16 protein-coding genes are annotated in these 15,275 nt (G+C 69.7%); all 16 read right to left on the reverse strand.

Annotated elements, in window-relative coordinates; translation table 11 throughout:
* Positions 1–63: 63 nt before the first annotated feature.
* The 16 genes from O0S08_RS39045 to O0S08_RS39120 all read right to left on the reverse strand — a co-directional run bounded on the left by O0S08_RS39045 (position 64) and on the right by O0S08_RS39120 (position 15,271).
* Positions 64–1,209, reverse strand: a complete 1,146-nt coding sequence (locus O0S08_RS39045; protein ID WP_269034565.1) for an acyl-CoA dehydrogenase family protein — start codon at positions 1,207–1,209, stop codon at positions 64–66.
* A gap of 40 nt (positions 1,210–1,249) precedes the next feature.
* Positions 1,250–1,441, reverse strand: coding sequence for a hypothetical protein (locus O0S08_RS39050; RefSeq protein WP_269034566.1), 192 nt, complete (start codon positions 1,439–1,441; stop codon positions 1,250–1,252).
* On the reverse strand, positions 1,438–1,758 hold the full coding sequence (locus O0S08_RS39055; RefSeq protein WP_269034567.1) for a hypothetical protein: 321 nt from the start codon (positions 1,756–1,758) through the stop codon (positions 1,438–1,440). The genes O0S08_RS39050 and O0S08_RS39055 overlap by 4 nt, the downstream gene beginning before the upstream one ends.
* Positions 1,755–2,435, reverse strand: a complete 681-nt coding sequence (gene ccsA / locus O0S08_RS39060; protein ID WP_269034568.1) for a cytochrome c biogenesis protein CcsA — start codon at positions 2,433–2,435, stop codon at positions 1,755–1,757. Before ccsA ends, O0S08_RS39055 begins: the two co-directional genes overlap by 4 nt.
* A complete protein-coding gene (locus O0S08_RS39065; protein ID WP_269034569.1) occupies positions 2,432–3,193 on the reverse strand; it encodes a heme exporter protein CcmB in 762 nt (253 codons plus the stop codon). Before O0S08_RS39065 ends, ccsA begins: the two co-directional genes overlap by 4 nt.
* A gap of 75 nt (positions 3,194–3,268) precedes the next feature.
* Positions 3,269–4,027: an ABC transporter ATP-binding protein gene (locus tag O0S08_RS39070; protein ID WP_269034570.1), complete on the reverse strand. Its 759-nt coding sequence runs from the start codon at positions 4,025–4,027 to the stop codon at positions 3,269–3,271.
* Positions 4,024–5,976, reverse strand: a complete 1,953-nt coding sequence (locus O0S08_RS39075) for a hypothetical protein (protein WP_269034571.1) — start codon at positions 5,974–5,976, stop codon at positions 4,024–4,026. The genes O0S08_RS39070 and O0S08_RS39075 overlap by 4 nt, the downstream gene beginning before the upstream one ends.
* Entirely contained in the window at positions 5,973–6,740 is a 768-nt protein-coding gene (locus O0S08_RS39080; RefSeq protein WP_269034572.1) for a zinc ribbon domain-containing protein, read from the reverse strand. Before O0S08_RS39080 ends, O0S08_RS39075 begins: the two co-directional genes overlap by 4 nt.
* 2 nt (positions 6,741–6,742) lie before the next feature.
* Positions 6,743–8,758, reverse strand: a complete 2,016-nt coding sequence (locus tag O0S08_RS39085; RefSeq protein WP_269034573.1) for a heme lyase CcmF/NrfE family subunit — start codon at positions 8,756–8,758, stop codon at positions 6,743–6,745.
* Between the two features lie 21 nt (positions 8,759–8,779).
* Positions 8,780–9,199, reverse strand: a complete 420-nt coding sequence (locus tag O0S08_RS39090; RefSeq protein ID WP_269034574.1) for a cytochrome c maturation protein CcmE domain-containing protein — start codon at positions 9,197–9,199, stop codon at positions 8,780–8,782.
* Between the two features lie 7 nt (positions 9,200–9,206).
* Entirely contained in the window at positions 9,207–10,271 is a 1,065-nt protein-coding gene (moaA, locus tag O0S08_RS39095) for a GTP 3',8-cyclase MoaA (protein WP_269034575.1), read from the reverse strand.
* A 159-nt stretch (positions 10,272–10,430) separates the two neighbouring features.
* Positions 10,431–10,964, reverse strand: coding sequence for a cytochrome C oxidase subunit IV family protein (locus O0S08_RS39100; RefSeq protein WP_269034576.1), 534 nt, complete (start codon positions 10,962–10,964; stop codon positions 10,431–10,433).
* A 22-nt stretch (positions 10,965–10,986) separates the two neighbouring features.
* A complete protein-coding gene (locus O0S08_RS39105; protein ID WP_269034577.1) occupies positions 10,987–11,670 on the reverse strand; it encodes a cytochrome c oxidase subunit 3 family protein in 684 nt (227 codons plus the stop codon).
* A gap of 34 nt (positions 11,671–11,704) precedes the next feature.
* On the reverse strand, positions 11,705–13,348 hold the full coding sequence (ctaD, locus tag O0S08_RS39110) for a cytochrome c oxidase subunit I (RefSeq protein ID WP_269034578.1): 1,644 nt from the start codon (positions 13,346–13,348) through the stop codon (positions 11,705–11,707).
* Positions 13,349–13,379: 31 nt separating this feature from the next.
* The gene (coxB, locus tag O0S08_RS39115) at positions 13,380–14,408 is read right to left on the reverse strand and encodes a cytochrome c oxidase subunit II (RefSeq protein WP_269034579.1); all 1,029 of its coding nucleotides are present in this window, start codon (positions 14,406–14,408) and stop codon (positions 13,380–13,382) included.
* 23 nt (positions 14,409–14,431) lie between these two features.
* Positions 14,432–15,271 (reverse strand): SCO family protein, encoded by an 840-nt coding sequence (locus tag O0S08_RS39120; RefSeq protein WP_269034580.1) that lies wholly within the window; start codon positions 15,269–15,271, stop codon positions 14,432–14,434.
* Between the last annotated feature and the right edge of the window lie 4 nt (positions 15,272–15,275).

Consider the following 15,275-nt stretch of genomic DNA (forward strand, 5'->3'; position numbering starts at 1 on the left):
CCGATCGGTAGATCGGCCGCAGTCGCTGCGGGTGCGGACGCCTCGGCTCGCGACCCGCTCACGCTAGCCTCGAGCGAGGATGTTCTTGGCGATCACCATCCGCTGGACCTGCGAGGTGCCCTCGTAGATCTGCATCAGCTTGGCGTCGCGGTAGATCTTCTCGACCGGGTACTCGCGCGTGTAACCGTAGCCGCCGAACACCTGCACCGCGTCCGCGGCGCACTTCACGACGCTGTCGGCGCCGACGCACTTGGCGATCGCGCTGGTGGTGGTGCGACGGATGCCCTTGTCGACCTCCCACGCGGCCTTGTTGTAGAGGAGGCGCGTGGTCTCGTAGGCCATCGCCATCTCGGCGATCATGAACTGGATCGCCTGGTGCTCGGCGATCGGCTTGCCGAAGGTCTTGCGCTCCTTGGCGTAGCGGGCCGACTCGTCGAGGCAGCGGCGGATCATGCCGGCGCACTGCGAGCCGATCATCGGCCGCGAGCGGTCGAACACCTCCATCGCCACGTAGAAGCCCTTGCCCGGCTCGCCGATGATGTCGGCGTCGGTCAGCGGCACGTCCTCGAAGATCACGTCGCAGGTCTCGGAGGCGCGCTGGCCGAGCTTCTTCTCTTTCTTGCCGATGCTGATGCCGGGGCGCTCGCGGTCGACGACGAAGGCAGTGATGCCGCGGTGACCGAGCGCCGGGTCGAGGGTGGCGAAGCCGGTGAAGATGCTGGCGTGGCCGGCGTTGGTGATCCACCGCTTCTGGCCGGTGAGGCGCCAGCCGTTGCCGTCGCGCACGAGGCGGGTCTTCATCGACGCCACGTCGGAGCCGGCCTCGGGCTCGCTGCAGGCGTAGCTGATGAAGATGAACTCCTCGGTCAGCCGGCGCAGGTGCTTCTGCTTCTGCTCCTCGCTGCCGGCGACCAGCAGCGGCAGCGCGCCGAGGTGGTTGCACATCACGCTGGTGGCGACGGCGGCGCAGCCGTACGCGAGCTCCTCGGAGACGATGCAGCCGTCGAGGGTGTGGTAGCCGAGGCCGCCGTACTCCTCGGGGATCTCGATGTTCATCAGGCCGAGGTCGAACGCGGCCTTGAACACGTCGACGGGGAACTTCTCCGACTCGTCATACTCGTGCGCGACCGGGATGACGGCTTCGCGCGTGAATTTGCGCGCGGTCTGGATGAGGGCGTTCTGCTCGTCGGTGTACGTCGGGTCGAACACGGCGCCCCCGCATACCACGGCCTCACAAGCGACGCCAGCGTCACGGGGGCGCGTCGCCGCTGCGCGGCGGTTCGTGAGTCGGCTCCGACCTGGCCCTTCGGGCAGCTCCGCGTCGGGCCGCGAGCTCGCGGTCGGCGGCGCTGCTGACGGCGGCTCGACCGCCGAGGATGTACCCGATCAGCACCCCGAGGAGGAACACGCCCGGGATGTACAGGAAGTGCCCGAGCGTCACGCCCCGGGCCCTCCGCGGGCCGCGGGCCGGTCCAGCGCCTGCCGCAGGGCGTCGACGTCGGCGCGCAGCCGCGCCGACCGACGCCACAGGAACAGGCCGTAGGCGGCGAAGATGGCCCACAGGATGCCGTAGGCCCAGACGATGTGCTGGTAGTCGCTGGCGGTCTTGGCCGCGGCCTTGTCCTCGAGGGCGGCGAGGATCTCCTTCTCCTCGCGGCTCGTGCCGACCGCGGGCACGTAGTCACCGCCGTCGGCCGGCGCGGGCGCTGCCTCGAAGACGAGGCCGGTGATCAGGACGGGCGGAGCGATCGGTGTCATGCGCGAGAGTCCTCCAGGCGGACGTAGGCGTCGTCGAGCTCGCCGGCGAGGACGAGCTGACGGGCGCGGATGGCGAACAGGCCGAAGCTGACGAGGAGCAGCGCGCCGAGCCCGGGCCAGAAGGTGGCCCACATCTCCGGCGGCAGCTTGGCGACCACGCCGGTGGTCGGGTGCGTGGTCTTCCACAGCTTCACCGCGTAGTAGATGAGCGGCACGTTGACCGCGCCGAAGATCGCCAGCGCCGCGGCCAGCCGCTCCGACGCGTGCTGGCCGAAGTGGCGCAGCAGCAGGTAGGCCGCGATCACCAGCCACAACAAGGCGGTGGTGACCTGGCGGGCGTCGCCGGTCCACGGGGTGCCCCAAGTGGCGTGCCCCCAGATCGGGCCGGTCAGCATGACGCCGAGGCCGCCGAGGAACCCGATCTCGGCCGACGCCAGGGCCACCGCCGCGGCCGTGCGCGAGCGCCGGCGCAGCTGCACGTAGGCGGCGACGCCGGAGATCACCGCCATCAGCATGCACAGCCAGCCCATCGGCACGTGGAAGAAGAAGATCTTGAACGCGGTGCCCATGGTCCGCTCGTTGGGCGTGTGCAGGAACACCCGCTGGACGCTGTAGACCGCCAGAGGCGCGGCGGCCAGGAACAGCAAGGGGACCACGAGCTCGGACTTCCGCTTCATCGGGGCTCCTCTCGGCCGGCGGCGCGCAGTCGTTCGCGCGCGTGCTGCCGCGCCGCCTGGGCCGTGCGGGCCGGCGCGGCTCCCACGAGCACCGGCTCGAACAGCAGCGCGCCGACGCCGAGCAAGATGACGTCGAGCGCGGCCATCTGGCCGAGGTAGCTCGGGAGGTTGGGGTTGTTGTCGAGCAGCGCGCGGGTCGTCACCAGCCCGAACATCAGCACCGGGGTGGTGACCGGGTAGAGGATCACCGCCAGCAGCATGTTCTTGCCGCCGCCCCCCGCCAGCCCGGCGGCGAACAGGGTGCCGATGGCGACGTAGCCGAGGCAGCCGAGGACCACGAGCGTGGCTGTCTCGAGGGGCATGTCCAAAAAGACCTGTCCCGCGGGGAACATCGAGGCCAGCCCCGGCACCAGCAGCGCGCAGCAGACCAGCAGCACCAGCAGGGTCGAGCCGGCCTTGGCGACGTAGATCGCGGTGCGCTCGACCGGCGCGACCAGCAGCGCCCGCAAGGTGTCGGCCTCGCGCTCGCGGTCGAAGGCGCGGGTCAAGGTGATCGAGCCGACGAACGCGACCGTGAGCCACAACAGGCCCGGCACCGCCGGCAAGGTGTGCTTCTTCTCCAGCGCCGCGAACGACAGGTAGAACATGCCGAGCACGACCAGAGTGAAGAAGGTCGAGGTCAGGACCAGCTCGAGGTCGCGCAGCTCCTGGCGCAGCTCGCTGCGGAGGAGGAGCAGGCTCTGGCGGAGCACACGCACGCGCGCCAGGTGTAGCACAGGGGCGGCGGGCGGCGGAACCGGGCCGATGCGGTCCCTGCGGCCCGCGGACGCGGCTCAGGCGGCGGCGTGATCGTCGGGGCCGACGGCGGCGAGGACGTCGCTTGCGCGGGCGGCGAAGCCGGCCGGGTCGTCGCCGCCGCGCTCGACCTCGCGGACGATCGCGCCCGCGTCGAGCAACACCAGGCGATCGCACACCCGCAGCAGCGTGCCCTGGTCGTGGGAGCTGAGCAGGATCGCCGCGCCGCGGTCGCGCTCGGCCACCAGCGCCCCGGCCAGCTGCGACCGCCCGCGGGCGTCGAGCGCGGTGAACGGCTCGTCGAGCAGGAGCAGCTCGGGGTCACCGGCGACCGCCCGCGCCAGCGCGACCCGCTGGGCCATGCCGCGCGAGAAGGTCGAGACCGGCCGATCGAGGGCGTCGTCGGCCAGACCCAGGCCGCGGAGGACGGCGTCGGCTGGCCGCGAGGACAGGCCGGCCGCGCGCCGCAGCTCGGCGTACAGCTCGAGGTTGGCGCGCGCGCCGAGCCCCGGGTACAGCTGCGGCGCGTGGGCGACGTAGGCCAGGCGCGCGCGCAGCTCGAGGTCGATGTCGCCGACCACGCGCTCGCCGAAGCGGCGCTCGCCGCCGTCGGGCTGCAGCAGGCCGGCGAGGATCAGGAACAGGGTGGTCTTGCCGGCCCCGTTGGCGCCGACGAGGCCGGTGATGCTGCCGGCGCGCAGCTCGAGGTCGACGCCGCGGAGCACGACCTTGCGGCCGAACCGCTGGGAGATCGATCTCAGCACGACCGGGGTGATCGGCTCGCGCGCGCGGCTCATGCCTTGTCCTGCCACGCGGCGCCCGGGTCGGCGTGGCGCGGCCGCGAGTCGAGGGCGTCGAGCTGGCAGTAGACCTGGTCGAGGGCGGCGACGATCGGCTCGCGCCGGTCGAGGCTCGCGGCCTCGAGCTTGCGCAGCAGCGACGCCTTGCGCGCCAGCAGGCGGTCGCGCAGGCTGGCGCGCGGGCGCAGGGCGAACGCGAGGCCGCAGGCGAAGGCGACGAACAGGCCGAAGCCGAGGCCGAGCCACTTGTAGGTGCGCGGCCGGGTGACGAGGCCGTCGACCACGAGGTCGTAGGCCTGCCCCTGCGGCATGGCGCCGATCTCGTAGACGTCGAGGTCGACGCGGCTCTCGCCGTTCTCGTGCGGCGGCCGCACCGGCGGCTTCTTGGCGCCCTTGGCGAGCTTGAGGCCGTCGACCACGACGGCGCGGCCGTCGACGATCGGGAACGGCGCGGCCCAGCGGATCTCGGCGGTGCCGTCGTGCTCGAGCAAGTAGGCGGTCGAGAGGTCGATCAGCTCGCCCGGCGGCAACGGCCCGGTGATGGTGGTGAACGGCGCCTCCGCGTCGTGCTCGAGCACCTGGTCGGCGCGGTCGCGGACGACGAGCCCGGTGGCGCCGTCGGCCGCGTTCAACTTGTAGGGCTTGCCCGGCCAGTAGGCGGCGTCGCCGTCGACGAACACCTGGAACAGGTGGTCGACCCGCGCGAGGTCGTTCTCCATCGACTCGACGCCGAACTGCACCGCCGAGCGCACGCGCGTGAGGTCGGTGGTGATCGGATAGACCCGCATCTCGACGGCGACGCCCATGCGCTCGTCGAGGGTGAAGAAGCTCGACTTCCACGGGGCGCCGGCGTACGAGGCCTCGACGTGGAACAGGCCCTCGTTGCCGACCGGGATGTCGCCGATTCGGGCGACGCCGTCCTCGCCGGTGGCGTCCTCGTAGCGCTTGCTGAAGCCGGTGGTGTCCTGCTTGACGATCGCGACCGGGATGCCGTTGATCGGCTGGTCGTCGGGGCCGACGACGGTGACGCGCACGGTGCCGGGCAAGATCGTCGGCAACGCCCGCGGGCCCATCATCTGCCGCTTCTGCGGCGCGCGCTGGCCGATCACCGCCAGCACCACCGCCATGCCGACGTCCTTGCCGGCGAGCGAGAACGGCTGGCTGCGCTCGGTGCCGCTCGACAGGTCGGCCTCGGCCACCAGAGCGATGTCGGCGGCGAGCTCGTCGAGCCCGGGGAAGCGCGCGGTGCCGCGAGCGTCGCTGACCGCCTCGCGCGTCTCGCTCTTGCCGTCGGGCGCGGTCAAGACCAGCCGCACCTTGACGCCCTCGAGCGGGGTGCCGCCGCGCAGGTCGAGGGTGCCGACCAGCAGCGTGCCCTTCGGCGTGCCGGGGTTGACGAACGCGACGCCCGGCAGCGGCACGTCGGGCTGGGCGGGCGGAGCGGACGGGGCCGTCGCCGGGCCCGCGCCAGGAGCTTGCGGAGCGGCGCTCGCCGAACCTGCCCCTTTGACCAGGAGGACGCGGTAGCCCTGCGCCGGGGTCACGGTGATCGGCTGCGAGCTCTGGCGCTCGCCGTCGAGCTCGGCGCGGGCGACCGCGGTGCCGCCGTTGAAGGCCGAGAGGTCGGCGAAGCTGGCGCGGCCGTCGGCGCCGGCCACGGCGGTGCGCGTCTCGGTCTTGCTGCCGTCCTGCGACTTGAGCTCGAGCTCGACGGTGACGCCCACCGCCGGCTGGCTGAACGAGCCGAGCAGCGCGCGCACGGTGATGGTGCCGGGCTCGGTCTGCGGGTCGGCGCGCGGGATGCCGGACATCGCCCGCGGGTCGATCGGCGGCCCGCCCGGCGGCTGGGCCGAGGCATGTCCCGCGAGACATGTCCCGGCGAACATGAACATCAGGGCAGCTGCCCGCAGCGGCCGACGAAGCAGCGGTCGGCGAAGGACAGTCATGGACCGATCTCTCCCGCGGTCGAAGAGCCGCCGCGGCGCTCCGTGGTCGGGCCGCTCTTGCGGGTGTTGCGTTCGAGCGGGACGCCGCAGTGCTTGCAGAACCTGGCGTCGTTGTCGTTGGGGCCGGTGCACTTGGCGCAGATCCGCGAGGTGCGGTCGAGATCCGGCGAAGAAATCTCCATCAGGTTGCGCGGCGCCTCGCTCACCTCGTCGGTGCTCGCGGGCGCGGGCGTCGGGGCCGCTGCTGCCCCGGGCGCCGCGGGCGCTGACTCGTCGGTGCGCTTGCGGTCGAGGTCGGCGAGCACCTTCTGCAGCTCGGGGTGGAGGTCGCCGCCGCCGTCGAGGGTGCGCATGACCTCGATCGCCCGCACGCGGTAGGTGCCGATCACGGCCTCGAAGTCGGCGGTCGACAGCTTGCCCATGCCGTGGTCGAACTCGAGCTCCTTGATCGCGCGCAGCAGCCGGCGCTTCTCCTCGCGCAGCTCGGACTGGCTGAAGTGGCCGACGCCGCGGCCGACCTGGGCCAGCGAGTCGGGCCGGGCCAGCGCGCGGACCATCGCGTACATGCGGCGCAGCGCGTAGACCAGCGCGGCGCCGGCGGCCGCGAGGGCCAGGGTCGCGTCGTCGATCGGCCCGGCCGCGCCGGCGGCGACGAGCACCAGCACGAACGCGACGAGCGCGAGGCCGGCGGTGAGGAGCGCCGTGCGCGGGATCTTCGGCCCGGTCGCGGCGCGAGCGTCCGTGCTCTGCGGCGCCTCGGTCACGTTCAGGCGTCCTCCCCCGGCCCGTCGCTCTTGCGGGTGCCGACGCAGATCAGCGAGCCCGCGAGCATGACGGCGAAGCCGAACCAGATCCAGTTGACGAGCGGGTTGATGTAGAGGCTCATCTGCGTCCACCCGGTGGACATGTCGACCTCCTGGATCGACACGTACACGTCCTCGCCGAAGGTCATGTAGCGCGAGACCTCGGTGGTCGGCTGCTCGGGCAGCTGGAAGTACCACCAGCGCGCCGGCAGCAGGGTGGTCTTCTGCTCGCCGTCCTTGAGCACGGCGATGTGGGCCGTGATCATCTCCTTCTGCCAGTCCTCGGTCGCGCGCAGGCCGTCGTGCCGGATCACGTAGTCACCGAGCTCGGTGGTGTCGCCGGGGCGCAGCGTGGTCTTGCGCTCGATCTTGTAGGCGTTGCCGGCCCAGCCGAAGAACATCAGCACCACGCCGAGGTGGACGATGTAGCCGCCGTAGCGCCGGCGCGCGCGCAGGACCAGGCCGATCAGCGCGTCGAGGACGCTCTGCGGGCGCTGGCGCCGGCGCAGGGCCACGCCGCGGTAGAACTCCTGGACGATGGTCCAGAAGGTGAAGGCGCACAGGCCGAAGCAGGCCAGGCCCCACGGCGAGCCGAGGCCGAGCGCCAGCAGCACCAGCACCGTCAGCGCGCCGGCCACCAGCGGCCCGAGGAACTGCTTGACCAGGTTGACCTGCGAGGTCTTGCGCCACGCGAGCAGCGGGCCGACGCCGGTCAGCAGCAGCAGCGACAGGCCGAGCGGGCGCATGTAGCGGTTGAAGAACGGCGCGCCGATGGTGACGCGCTCGCCCGGGTCCTGCCAGCCGAGCAGGTCGGGGTAGCGCTCGGCGAGGATCATCCGCCACTCGGTGAAGGTCGGCCACATGGTCGCGCCGAGCACGAAGATCGCGGCGACCAGGAACAGCCAGTTGTTGACCAGGAACGCGAACTCGCGCGACAGCACGCTCTCGAGCTCGCCGCGCGAGCGCAGCAGCGGCAGGCGCCAGATCACCAGGCCGAAGCTGAACAGGACGATCGCCAGCATGAAGCCGCCGAAGGTCCACGCCAGCACCGGGTCGGCGCCGAAGGCGTGCACGCTCTGGACCACGCCGCTGCGGGTCATGAACGTGCCGACGATCGTCAGCAGGAAGCTGACGATCACCAGCGACACGTTCCACACCTTCATCATGCCGCGGCGCTCCTGGATCATGATCGAGTGCAGGAACGCGGTGACGGTGAACCACGGCAGAAGGCCCGCGTTCTCGACCGGGTCCCAGGCCCAGTAGCCGCCCCACCCCAGCTCCTCGTAGGCCCACAGGCCGCCGAGGATGAGGCCGAAGGTCAGGAACATCCACGAGAACAGGGTCCAGCGGCGGACGCTGCGCTGCCACGCGGCGTCGACCTGGCCGGTGATCAGCGCCGCCATGCCGAACGCGTACGGCACCGCCAGCGAGACGTAGCCGAGGTACAGGCTCGGCGGGTGGACGATCATGTACAGGTTCTGCAGCAGCGGGTTCAGGCCCTTGCCCTGCGTGGGGATGTCCAGCAGGTAGACGCCGAACGGGTCCTTGATGAACAGCAGGAGCCCGGCGAAGAACGCGGTGATGACCGAAAGGACAGCCGCGGCGTGGGGCACGAGCTCGCGGTGGCGGTCGCGGTTGGCGTGCAGCGCCAGTGAGGCGAACAGGGTGTGCAGCAGCACCCAGAACAGCATGCTGCCGTCGAGCCCGCCCCAGAACGACGTGATCTTGTAGAACAGCGGCATCGCGGCGTCGCTGGTCTTCTGCACGTACTGGATCGAGTAGTCGCCGGCGACGAACCCGTAGATGATGAGCGACGAGGCGAAGGCCGCCAGGGCGAAGCTGGCGTACGCGCCCTGCAGGCCGGCCTCAATCAGCCGCTCGGAGCGGCGAGCCGCGCCGAGGGCGGAGAAGCCGGCGCTGGCCAGGCTGAGCACGAACAGCAGGAGGATCGAGGCTGTACCGAGGGTGGCGATCGACATGGGGCTGCTCCTTGGGACAGATCAGCGACCGTTCTTGCTCGGGTCGGCCGAGGGCCGCTCCTCGTACTTCGACGGGCACTTGGCGGCCATCTCCTCCGACTCGAAGCGGCCGTCCTGCAGCTCGCCGGTGAGGATGACCTCGCCGCCCTCGGCGAAGGTGTCGGGCACCATGCTGGTGAAGTGGACCGGCATGCGCCGGCCGTCGCGCTCGATGTCGAAGGTGTAGTCGCCGGCCTCGCCCTTCTTCTGCCGGACGGTGCCGGGCACCACGGTGCCGTGGACCTTGATCATGCGGCCGCTGTACATCGCCGGGTTGTCGACGACCTTGTCGACGAAGATGTAGTCGAGCACGCCCTCGCCGCTGCTGGTGCTGACGAGGTAGAACACCGCGCCGCCGACGAAGAGACTGATGAAGACCTTGGACGAGACGGGGAGCGCCATGACGGGGTTAGCCTCCGATGCTGATCATCGCCTTGTCCGGGCCTCCGTGGCCATCCAGGGCGAAAGTGTGGCCCGACTGCTTGGACCCCAGGATCGCGCGTACGCGCGCCGCGAGGGCGACCGGGCCGGCGGATCGCAGGACCGAGCGTAGATCGCCGGCGTCGTCGCGGGCGAGACAATTGTGGAGCGTGCCTGCGGCCGACAGCCGCAGGCGGTTGCACGAGGCGCAGAAGTTCTCGGTCATGGGGGCGATGACGCCGACGCGGCGGCCTGCGTGAGGGCCCGAGGCGACGCGCCAATAGGTCGCAGGGCCGAGGCCGCGCACGCCCTCGCCGCTGTCGCTCACGAGCGGCGCCATGGCCGCGACGGCGATCCGTTCGCGGATCTCGGCAGCCGGCATCAGCTCGCCGGGCACGTACAGGCGGCCGCCCGACATCGGCATGACCTCGATGAAGCGTGGCACGAAGCCCCGCTCCCACGCCCACAGCGCGAGCTCACCGAGCTCGTGGTCGTTGAAGCCGCGGATCGCCACGGTGTTGATCTTGACGCTCTCGAAGCCGGCGCCCTGCGCGGCGTCGAGGCCCGCGAGCACCTCGGCCAGCACGCCGCGGCGGGTGATGGCTGCGAAGCGCTCGGCGTCGAGGCTGTCGAGGCTGACCGTGAGGCCGCGCAGGCCGGCGCGGCGCAGCGGCGCGGCCATCTCGGCGAGGCGCGCGCCGTTGGTGGTGAGGACGACGTCGATCGGGATCGCGGCCAGCGACTCGACCAGCTCGACCAGGCCGCGGCGGACCGTCGGCTCACCGCCGGTGAGGCGCACGCGCTCGACCCCGAGGCCGGCGAACACCTGCACGATCGTCGCGACCTCCTCGAGCGTGAGCAGGTCGGCGCGCGCGAGCCGGTCGATGCCCTCCTCGGGCATGCAGTAGGTGCAGCGGTAGTTGCACCGGTCGGTCAGCGACACTCGCAAGTAGCGGACGCGTCGCGCCTGCGGGTCGACCAGCGGCCCCTCCGACAGCGGAGGCCCCCCGACCGCGGACGGCGGCCGCGCGGTGCGGAGTTGAACCAGGGTCATGCGCGAACAACCTGCTGCGTCACCTTATGTTACCACAGGCGCGAGCAGCGCCCGCCGGGGCCCGAAAGCGGGCCCGGCCACGAAGCTGCCCCGTCTCGGGCGGCTCGTGGCCGGATTCGCCTCGTCTCGCGCGGGACGCGAGCGAGCTCGTGATCACTCTCAGTGCGCAGCGGCCTTGTGCTCGGCCTTGGCGTCGGCCTTGTGCTCGCCGCCGTGGTCGCCGCCGCCGTGACCGCCGCCGTGGGCTTCGATGTCGGCGAGGACCTTGGCGCGCCGCTCGGGCACGTTGTCGACGCCGACGACGAGGCCCTTGCCGGCGTTCTGCTGCTCCTTCCAGCGGACGAACGTCTCCTGCTCGTCGTTGAGGGCGTCACGGCTCTTGAGGTCGAACATCGTGAAGCCGAAGAAGATGCCGACGAAGATGATCGTGCCGAGGAAGACGAACAGGTGGTACTTGTCGTCGTACTTCAGGTGCATGAAGTAGGCGACGACCAGCGACGCCTTGATGAAAGCGACGACCATCGCCACCGTGAGGCTGGCGGGGCCGAGGTCGGCGAACGAGACCGCGAACGTCAGGCCGGTGAGGACGAACAGGGCGCCGATGACGGCGTTGTACGTGCTCATCGGGGAGATGTGCTCGTGGACCTCGTGCGGGTGCTCGACCGGTTGACCGTTGAGGAAGACCTTTGCCATGACAATCAACTCCGGGCGAGGGTCACTTGACCAGGTAGAGGAGCGGGAAGAGGAAGATCCAGATCAGGTCGACGAGGTGCCAGTACAGGCCGGTGTTCTCGATGGCCACGTAGTTCTTGGCGCCGAACTCGCCGCGACCGGCGCGGACGAACATCCACAACATGATGGCGAGGCCGATCGCCACGTGGATGCCGTGGAGGCCGGTCATCATGAAGTAGACGCCGAAGAAGATGTGCGGCAGCCCGTCGATCTCGTAGCCGTGGAGGTGCGCCGTGTAGTACTTGCCCGGCAGCATGCCGTGCTGGAACTTGGCGCTGTACTCGAAGTACTTGACCACCATGAAGATGCAGCCGCACAGGATGGTCAGCACGAGCATCAGGCGCAGCTTCTTGACGTCGCCGAGCTGGATCGAGCGGACCCCGAGGGCCATGGTGTACGACGAGGTCAGCAGGACCACCGTGTTGATGCCGCCGGCCCACTTGCTGAGGTGCTCGTGCGCCTCGAGCACCATCTCCGGGTAGAACATCCGGAGGATGAAGTAGGCGAGGAACAGGCCCGAGAACATCAGGATCTCGGTGGCCAGGAAGAGCCACATCCCGAGCTTCGCCGAGGCCGTCTGCTGGCCCATCGTGTCGAAGTGGTGGGCCAGGTGCGGGTTGTGCTCGTCGTCGTCGTGGGCGGGCGCGTGGGCGTGTTCGTTGCTCATGGCTGCGTACCCCGTGGAACTCGCGTCAAAGAAATCAGTGGTGACCGCCCGCGCCCGACTTGTCGATCTCGGGGAAGTCGTAGGGGCTGCCGTGGATGTGCGGCGTCTCGTGGAAGTTGTGCTCGATCGGCGGGCTCTGGGTCTGCCACTCGAGGCTCACGGCGCCCCACGGGTTCGACGGGGCCTTCTCGCCCTTGAACAGCGAGTGGACCAGGTAGATGAGGGTCCACAGCAGGCCGACCGCGAGGATGTACGAGCCGATGGTCGAGACCTGGTGCATCACCTGGTACTCGGGCAGGTAGGCGTAGTAGCGCCGCGGCATGCCCTGGTGGCCCAGGAAGAACTGGGTCATGAAGGTGACGTTGAAGCCGATGAACACCAGGAGGCAGCCGATCTTGCCGGCCGTCTCGTTGAACATCTTGCCGGTCATCTTCGGCCACCAGTGGTGGAGGCCGCCGATGAAGGCGACGACGGTGCCGCCGACCATGACGTAGTGGAAGTGCGCGACCACGAAGTAGGTGTCGTGGAGGTGCACGTCGATCGCCAGGGTCGACAGCGGCAGGCCGGTCAGGCCGCCGACCGTGAAGGTCCACAGGAACGCCATGCCGTACCAGCAGGCCGTGTTGTACTGGATGCTGCCCTTGTAGAGCGTCGCCACCCAGCTGAAGGTCTTGATCGCGGTCGGCACGCCGACGGCGAAGGTCAGGAAGCTGAACAGCACGCCCGCCAGCTCGGACTGACCCGAGACGAACAGGTGGTGGCCCCACACGACGAACGAGATGACGGCGATGGCGACCGAGGACAGCGCGATGGCCTTGTAGCCGAAGATGTGCTTGCGGCTGTGGACCGTGACGAGCTCGGAGATGATGCCGAAGCCCGGGAGGATCATGATGTAGACGGCCGGGTGGCTGTAGAACCAGAAGAAGTGCTGGAACAGCACCGGGTCGCCGCCCATCGCCGGGTCGAAGATGCCGATCCCGAGCGACCGCTCGATGATGAGCAGCAGCAGCGTGATCGCCAGCACCGGCGTCGCCAGCACCTGGATGACCGCGGTCGAGTAGATCGCCCACACGAACAGCGGCATCCGGTTCCAGTTCATGCCCGGCGCGCGCATCTTGTGCACGGTGACGACGAAGTTCAGGCCGGTGAGGATCGACGAGAAGCCGGCGATGAACACCCCGGTCGTCGCGGTGATCACCGCCGTCCCTGTACTCGTCGAGTACGGCGTGTAGAACGTCCAGCCCGTGTCGAGACCGCTCGTCAAGATGGCGGCGATCAGGAACACCGCGCCCGCCGAGTAGACGTAGAAGCTCAACAGATTGAGCCGCGGGAACGCCACGTCCTTGGCGCCGAGCATCAGCGGCAGCAAGAAGTTCCCCAGCGCCGCCGGCACGCTCGGGATGATGAACAGGAACACCATGATCGCGCCGTGCAGCGTGAAGACCTGGTTATAGGTCTGGGCGCTCATGAAGTCCTGGTCCGGCGTGAACAGCTCGGTGCGCAGGATGATCGCCAGGATGCCGGCGATCAGGAAGAAGAACATCACCGAGGCCAGGTACATCAGGCCGAGCCGCTTGTGGTCGACGGTGACGAGCCAGGACATCAGGCCCCGCTTCGACACCAGGTAGCTCGGCTCGACGGCGGGGTGTGGGTCGTGCGACTGGACAGCACTGGACATGGGAGACTCCGTGGGTGCCGCGGGCGAAGCGTTACTTCTGGGCCTTGATGTAGGCGATGAGCGCGGCGATCTGCTTGTCGTCGAAGCGCCCGGCGAAGCTGGGCATCTGCGGGCTGAAGCCGGACACGATCTTCGCGTTGGGCTCGAGGATCGACTCGCGGATGTAGTTCTCGTCGATGGTCACGGTGCTGCCGTCAGCCAGGGTCTCGGTCCTGCCGAACAGACCCTTGAAGCTCGGACCGGTCTTCACCGTGCCGTCGGTGGTGTGGCAGCTGGCGCAGCCGCCGCGGACGACGACGCGGGCGCCGAAGTCCTCGGCCGACTCGGTGTCGCCCTGCTTGAGCTCGCAGGCCTTGGCCAGGACGGCGTCGTACTCCTCGGCCGCCACGACGTGCACGCGGCCGACCATGCTCGAGTGCTCGTCACCGCAGTACTCGGTGCACATCAGCGGGTAGAGGCCCGGCTTGGTCGCCTCGAACCAGAGCACCGTGTAGCGGCCCGGCACCACGTCCTTCTTCAGGCGGAACGCCGGCAGGTAGAACGAGTGGATGACGTCGACCGAGGTCATCGTCAGGCGCATCGGCTTGCCGACCGGGACGTAGAGGTCGTTGGTCAGCGAGCAGCCCTTCACCTCGGGGTACTCGATCGTCCACGACCACTTCTGGCCGGTGACCCGCACGTCCATCGCGTCCGGCGGCGGCGTCGCCTGCTTCATGAACTCGATCTCGCCCCAGGCGAACAAGATCACGAAGAAGAACGTCGGGATCGCGCTCCAGATGAACTCGAGCTTGCCGTTGTGGGTCAGCGGCGAGGTCTTGGCGTGGCCCTCGGCGGGCTTCTTGTACTTCCACATGAAGTACGCCTGGACCCCGATCATGCCGACGAAGGCGATGCCGCAGAGGATCCAGAAGAAGATGTAGAGCGTGTCGAGCGCCTCGGCGTTGGCCGAAGCCGCCGGCAGGAGGCTCCACGGGGAGTCCGACATCGGCGGCGTGCCCGGGTTCGAGGGCGGCAACGCGGCTTCCGCGGCGGCAGGGGCGATCAAGAGCGAGAAGAGCACGGGTTTACCTCCGCAGGTCCCTGTCAGGCCGTGGCCCGGCGTTCACGCCGCCAGTACACGAGCAGGGCTGTTCCGATCAATAACACAGTCACGGCGCCCGCGATGCGCATGAGACCGAACGCAAACGGGCCGTAGCGACCGAGGGTCGCATCGTAGTGAAAGCAACTGAGGATGAGCCGGTCGATGGTGGTGCCCACCCGACCCTCGCTGGCCTCGATGAGGCCGAACTTCAGGTCGCTGGGGTTGTACGACAGGCCGTAGACGTAGCGGGCGATCTTGCCCTCGGGGGACAGGAACGCGATCACCGCCGGATGCGCGTACTGGTCCTGCTCCGGGTCGTACGTGTACGAAATCCCGAGCTGGGCCGCGAGCAGGCGGATGTTCAGGGCGTCGCCGGTGAGGAACGCCCAGTCGACGTCGTCGCCCCGCCCCAGCGAGTTGAGGTGGTTCTGCCGCTTCGGCCCGGCCACCTCCGGCGTCTCGCGCGGGTCGATGCTGACGGTGAGCACCCGGAAGTGCTCGTCCCCCGCCGTCCAGTCGAGCTTGGCCAGCGCGTCCGTCAGCTCGTTGAGCTGCACGTTGCACAGCACCGGACAGCGGAAGTAGTTCATCGTCACCAGCACCGGCCGCTTGCCGTCGAGGTAGTCACCGAGGGTGACGCGCTTGCCGGTGTGGTCGACGAAGCTCAGGCCGCGATCGACGTCGAGCCCGAGGTGCTCGTCGACGTCGATCGCAGTCATCGCCGGCGCCAGCGCCTGGTTGCTGCCCGCCGGCCGCACGTCGCCGGGAGCGGCGCGCACGGCCGCGGCTGACCCAAAGGCCAGCGCGGCGGAGAGACAGGCTGCGGGGATCCGGCAAGACATGACG

It is taken from the genome of Nannocystis punicea (assembly GCF_026965555.1).
GTDB lineage: Bacteria > Myxococcota_A > Polyangia > Nannocystales > Nannocystaceae > Nannocystis > Nannocystis punicea.

Bases quoted from the DNA above. Each gene is read 5' to 3' on its own strand.
- O0S08_RS39055 (WP_269034567.1), bottom strand. From the start codon at position 1,758: ATGACACCGATCGCTCCGCCCGTCCTGATCACCGGCCTCGTCTTCGAG.
- ccsA (WP_269034568.1), bottom strand. From the start codon at position 2,435: ATGAAGCGGAAGTCCGAGCTCGTGGTCCCCTTGCTGTTCCTGGCCGCC.
- O0S08_RS39070 (WP_269034570.1), bottom strand. From the start codon at position 4,027: ATGAGCCGCGCGCGCGAGCCGATCACCCCGGTCGTGCTGAGATCGATC.
- O0S08_RS39075 (WP_269034571.1), bottom strand. From the start codon at position 5,976: ATGACTGTCCTTCGCCGACCGCTGCTTCGTCGGCCGCTGCGGGCAGCT.
- O0S08_RS39085 (WP_269034573.1), bottom strand. From the start codon at position 8,758: ATGTCGATCGCCACCCTCGGTACAGCCTCGATCCTCCTGCTGTTCGTG.
- O0S08_RS39090 (WP_269034574.1), bottom strand. From the start codon at position 9,199: ATGGCGCTCCCCGTCTCGTCCAAGGTCTTCATCAGTCTCTTCGTCGGC.
- moaA (WP_269034575.1), bottom strand. From the start codon at position 10,271: ATGACCCTGGTTCAACTCCGCACCGCGCGGCCGCCGTCCGCGGTCGGG.
- O0S08_RS39100 (WP_269034576.1), bottom strand. From the start codon at position 10,964: ATGGCAAAGGTCTTCCTCAACGGTCAACCGGTCGAGCACCCGCACGAG.
- O0S08_RS39105 (WP_269034577.1), bottom strand. From the start codon at position 11,670: ATGAGCAACGAACACGCCCACGCGCCCGCCCACGACGACGACGAGCAC.
- ctaD (WP_269034578.1), bottom strand. From the start codon at position 13,348: ATGTCCAGTGCTGTCCAGTCGCACGACCCACACCCCGCCGTCGAGCCG.
- O0S08_RS39120 (WP_269034580.1), bottom strand. From the start codon at position 15,271: ATGTCTTGCCGGATCCCCGCAGCCTGTCTCTCCGCCGCGCTGGCCTTT.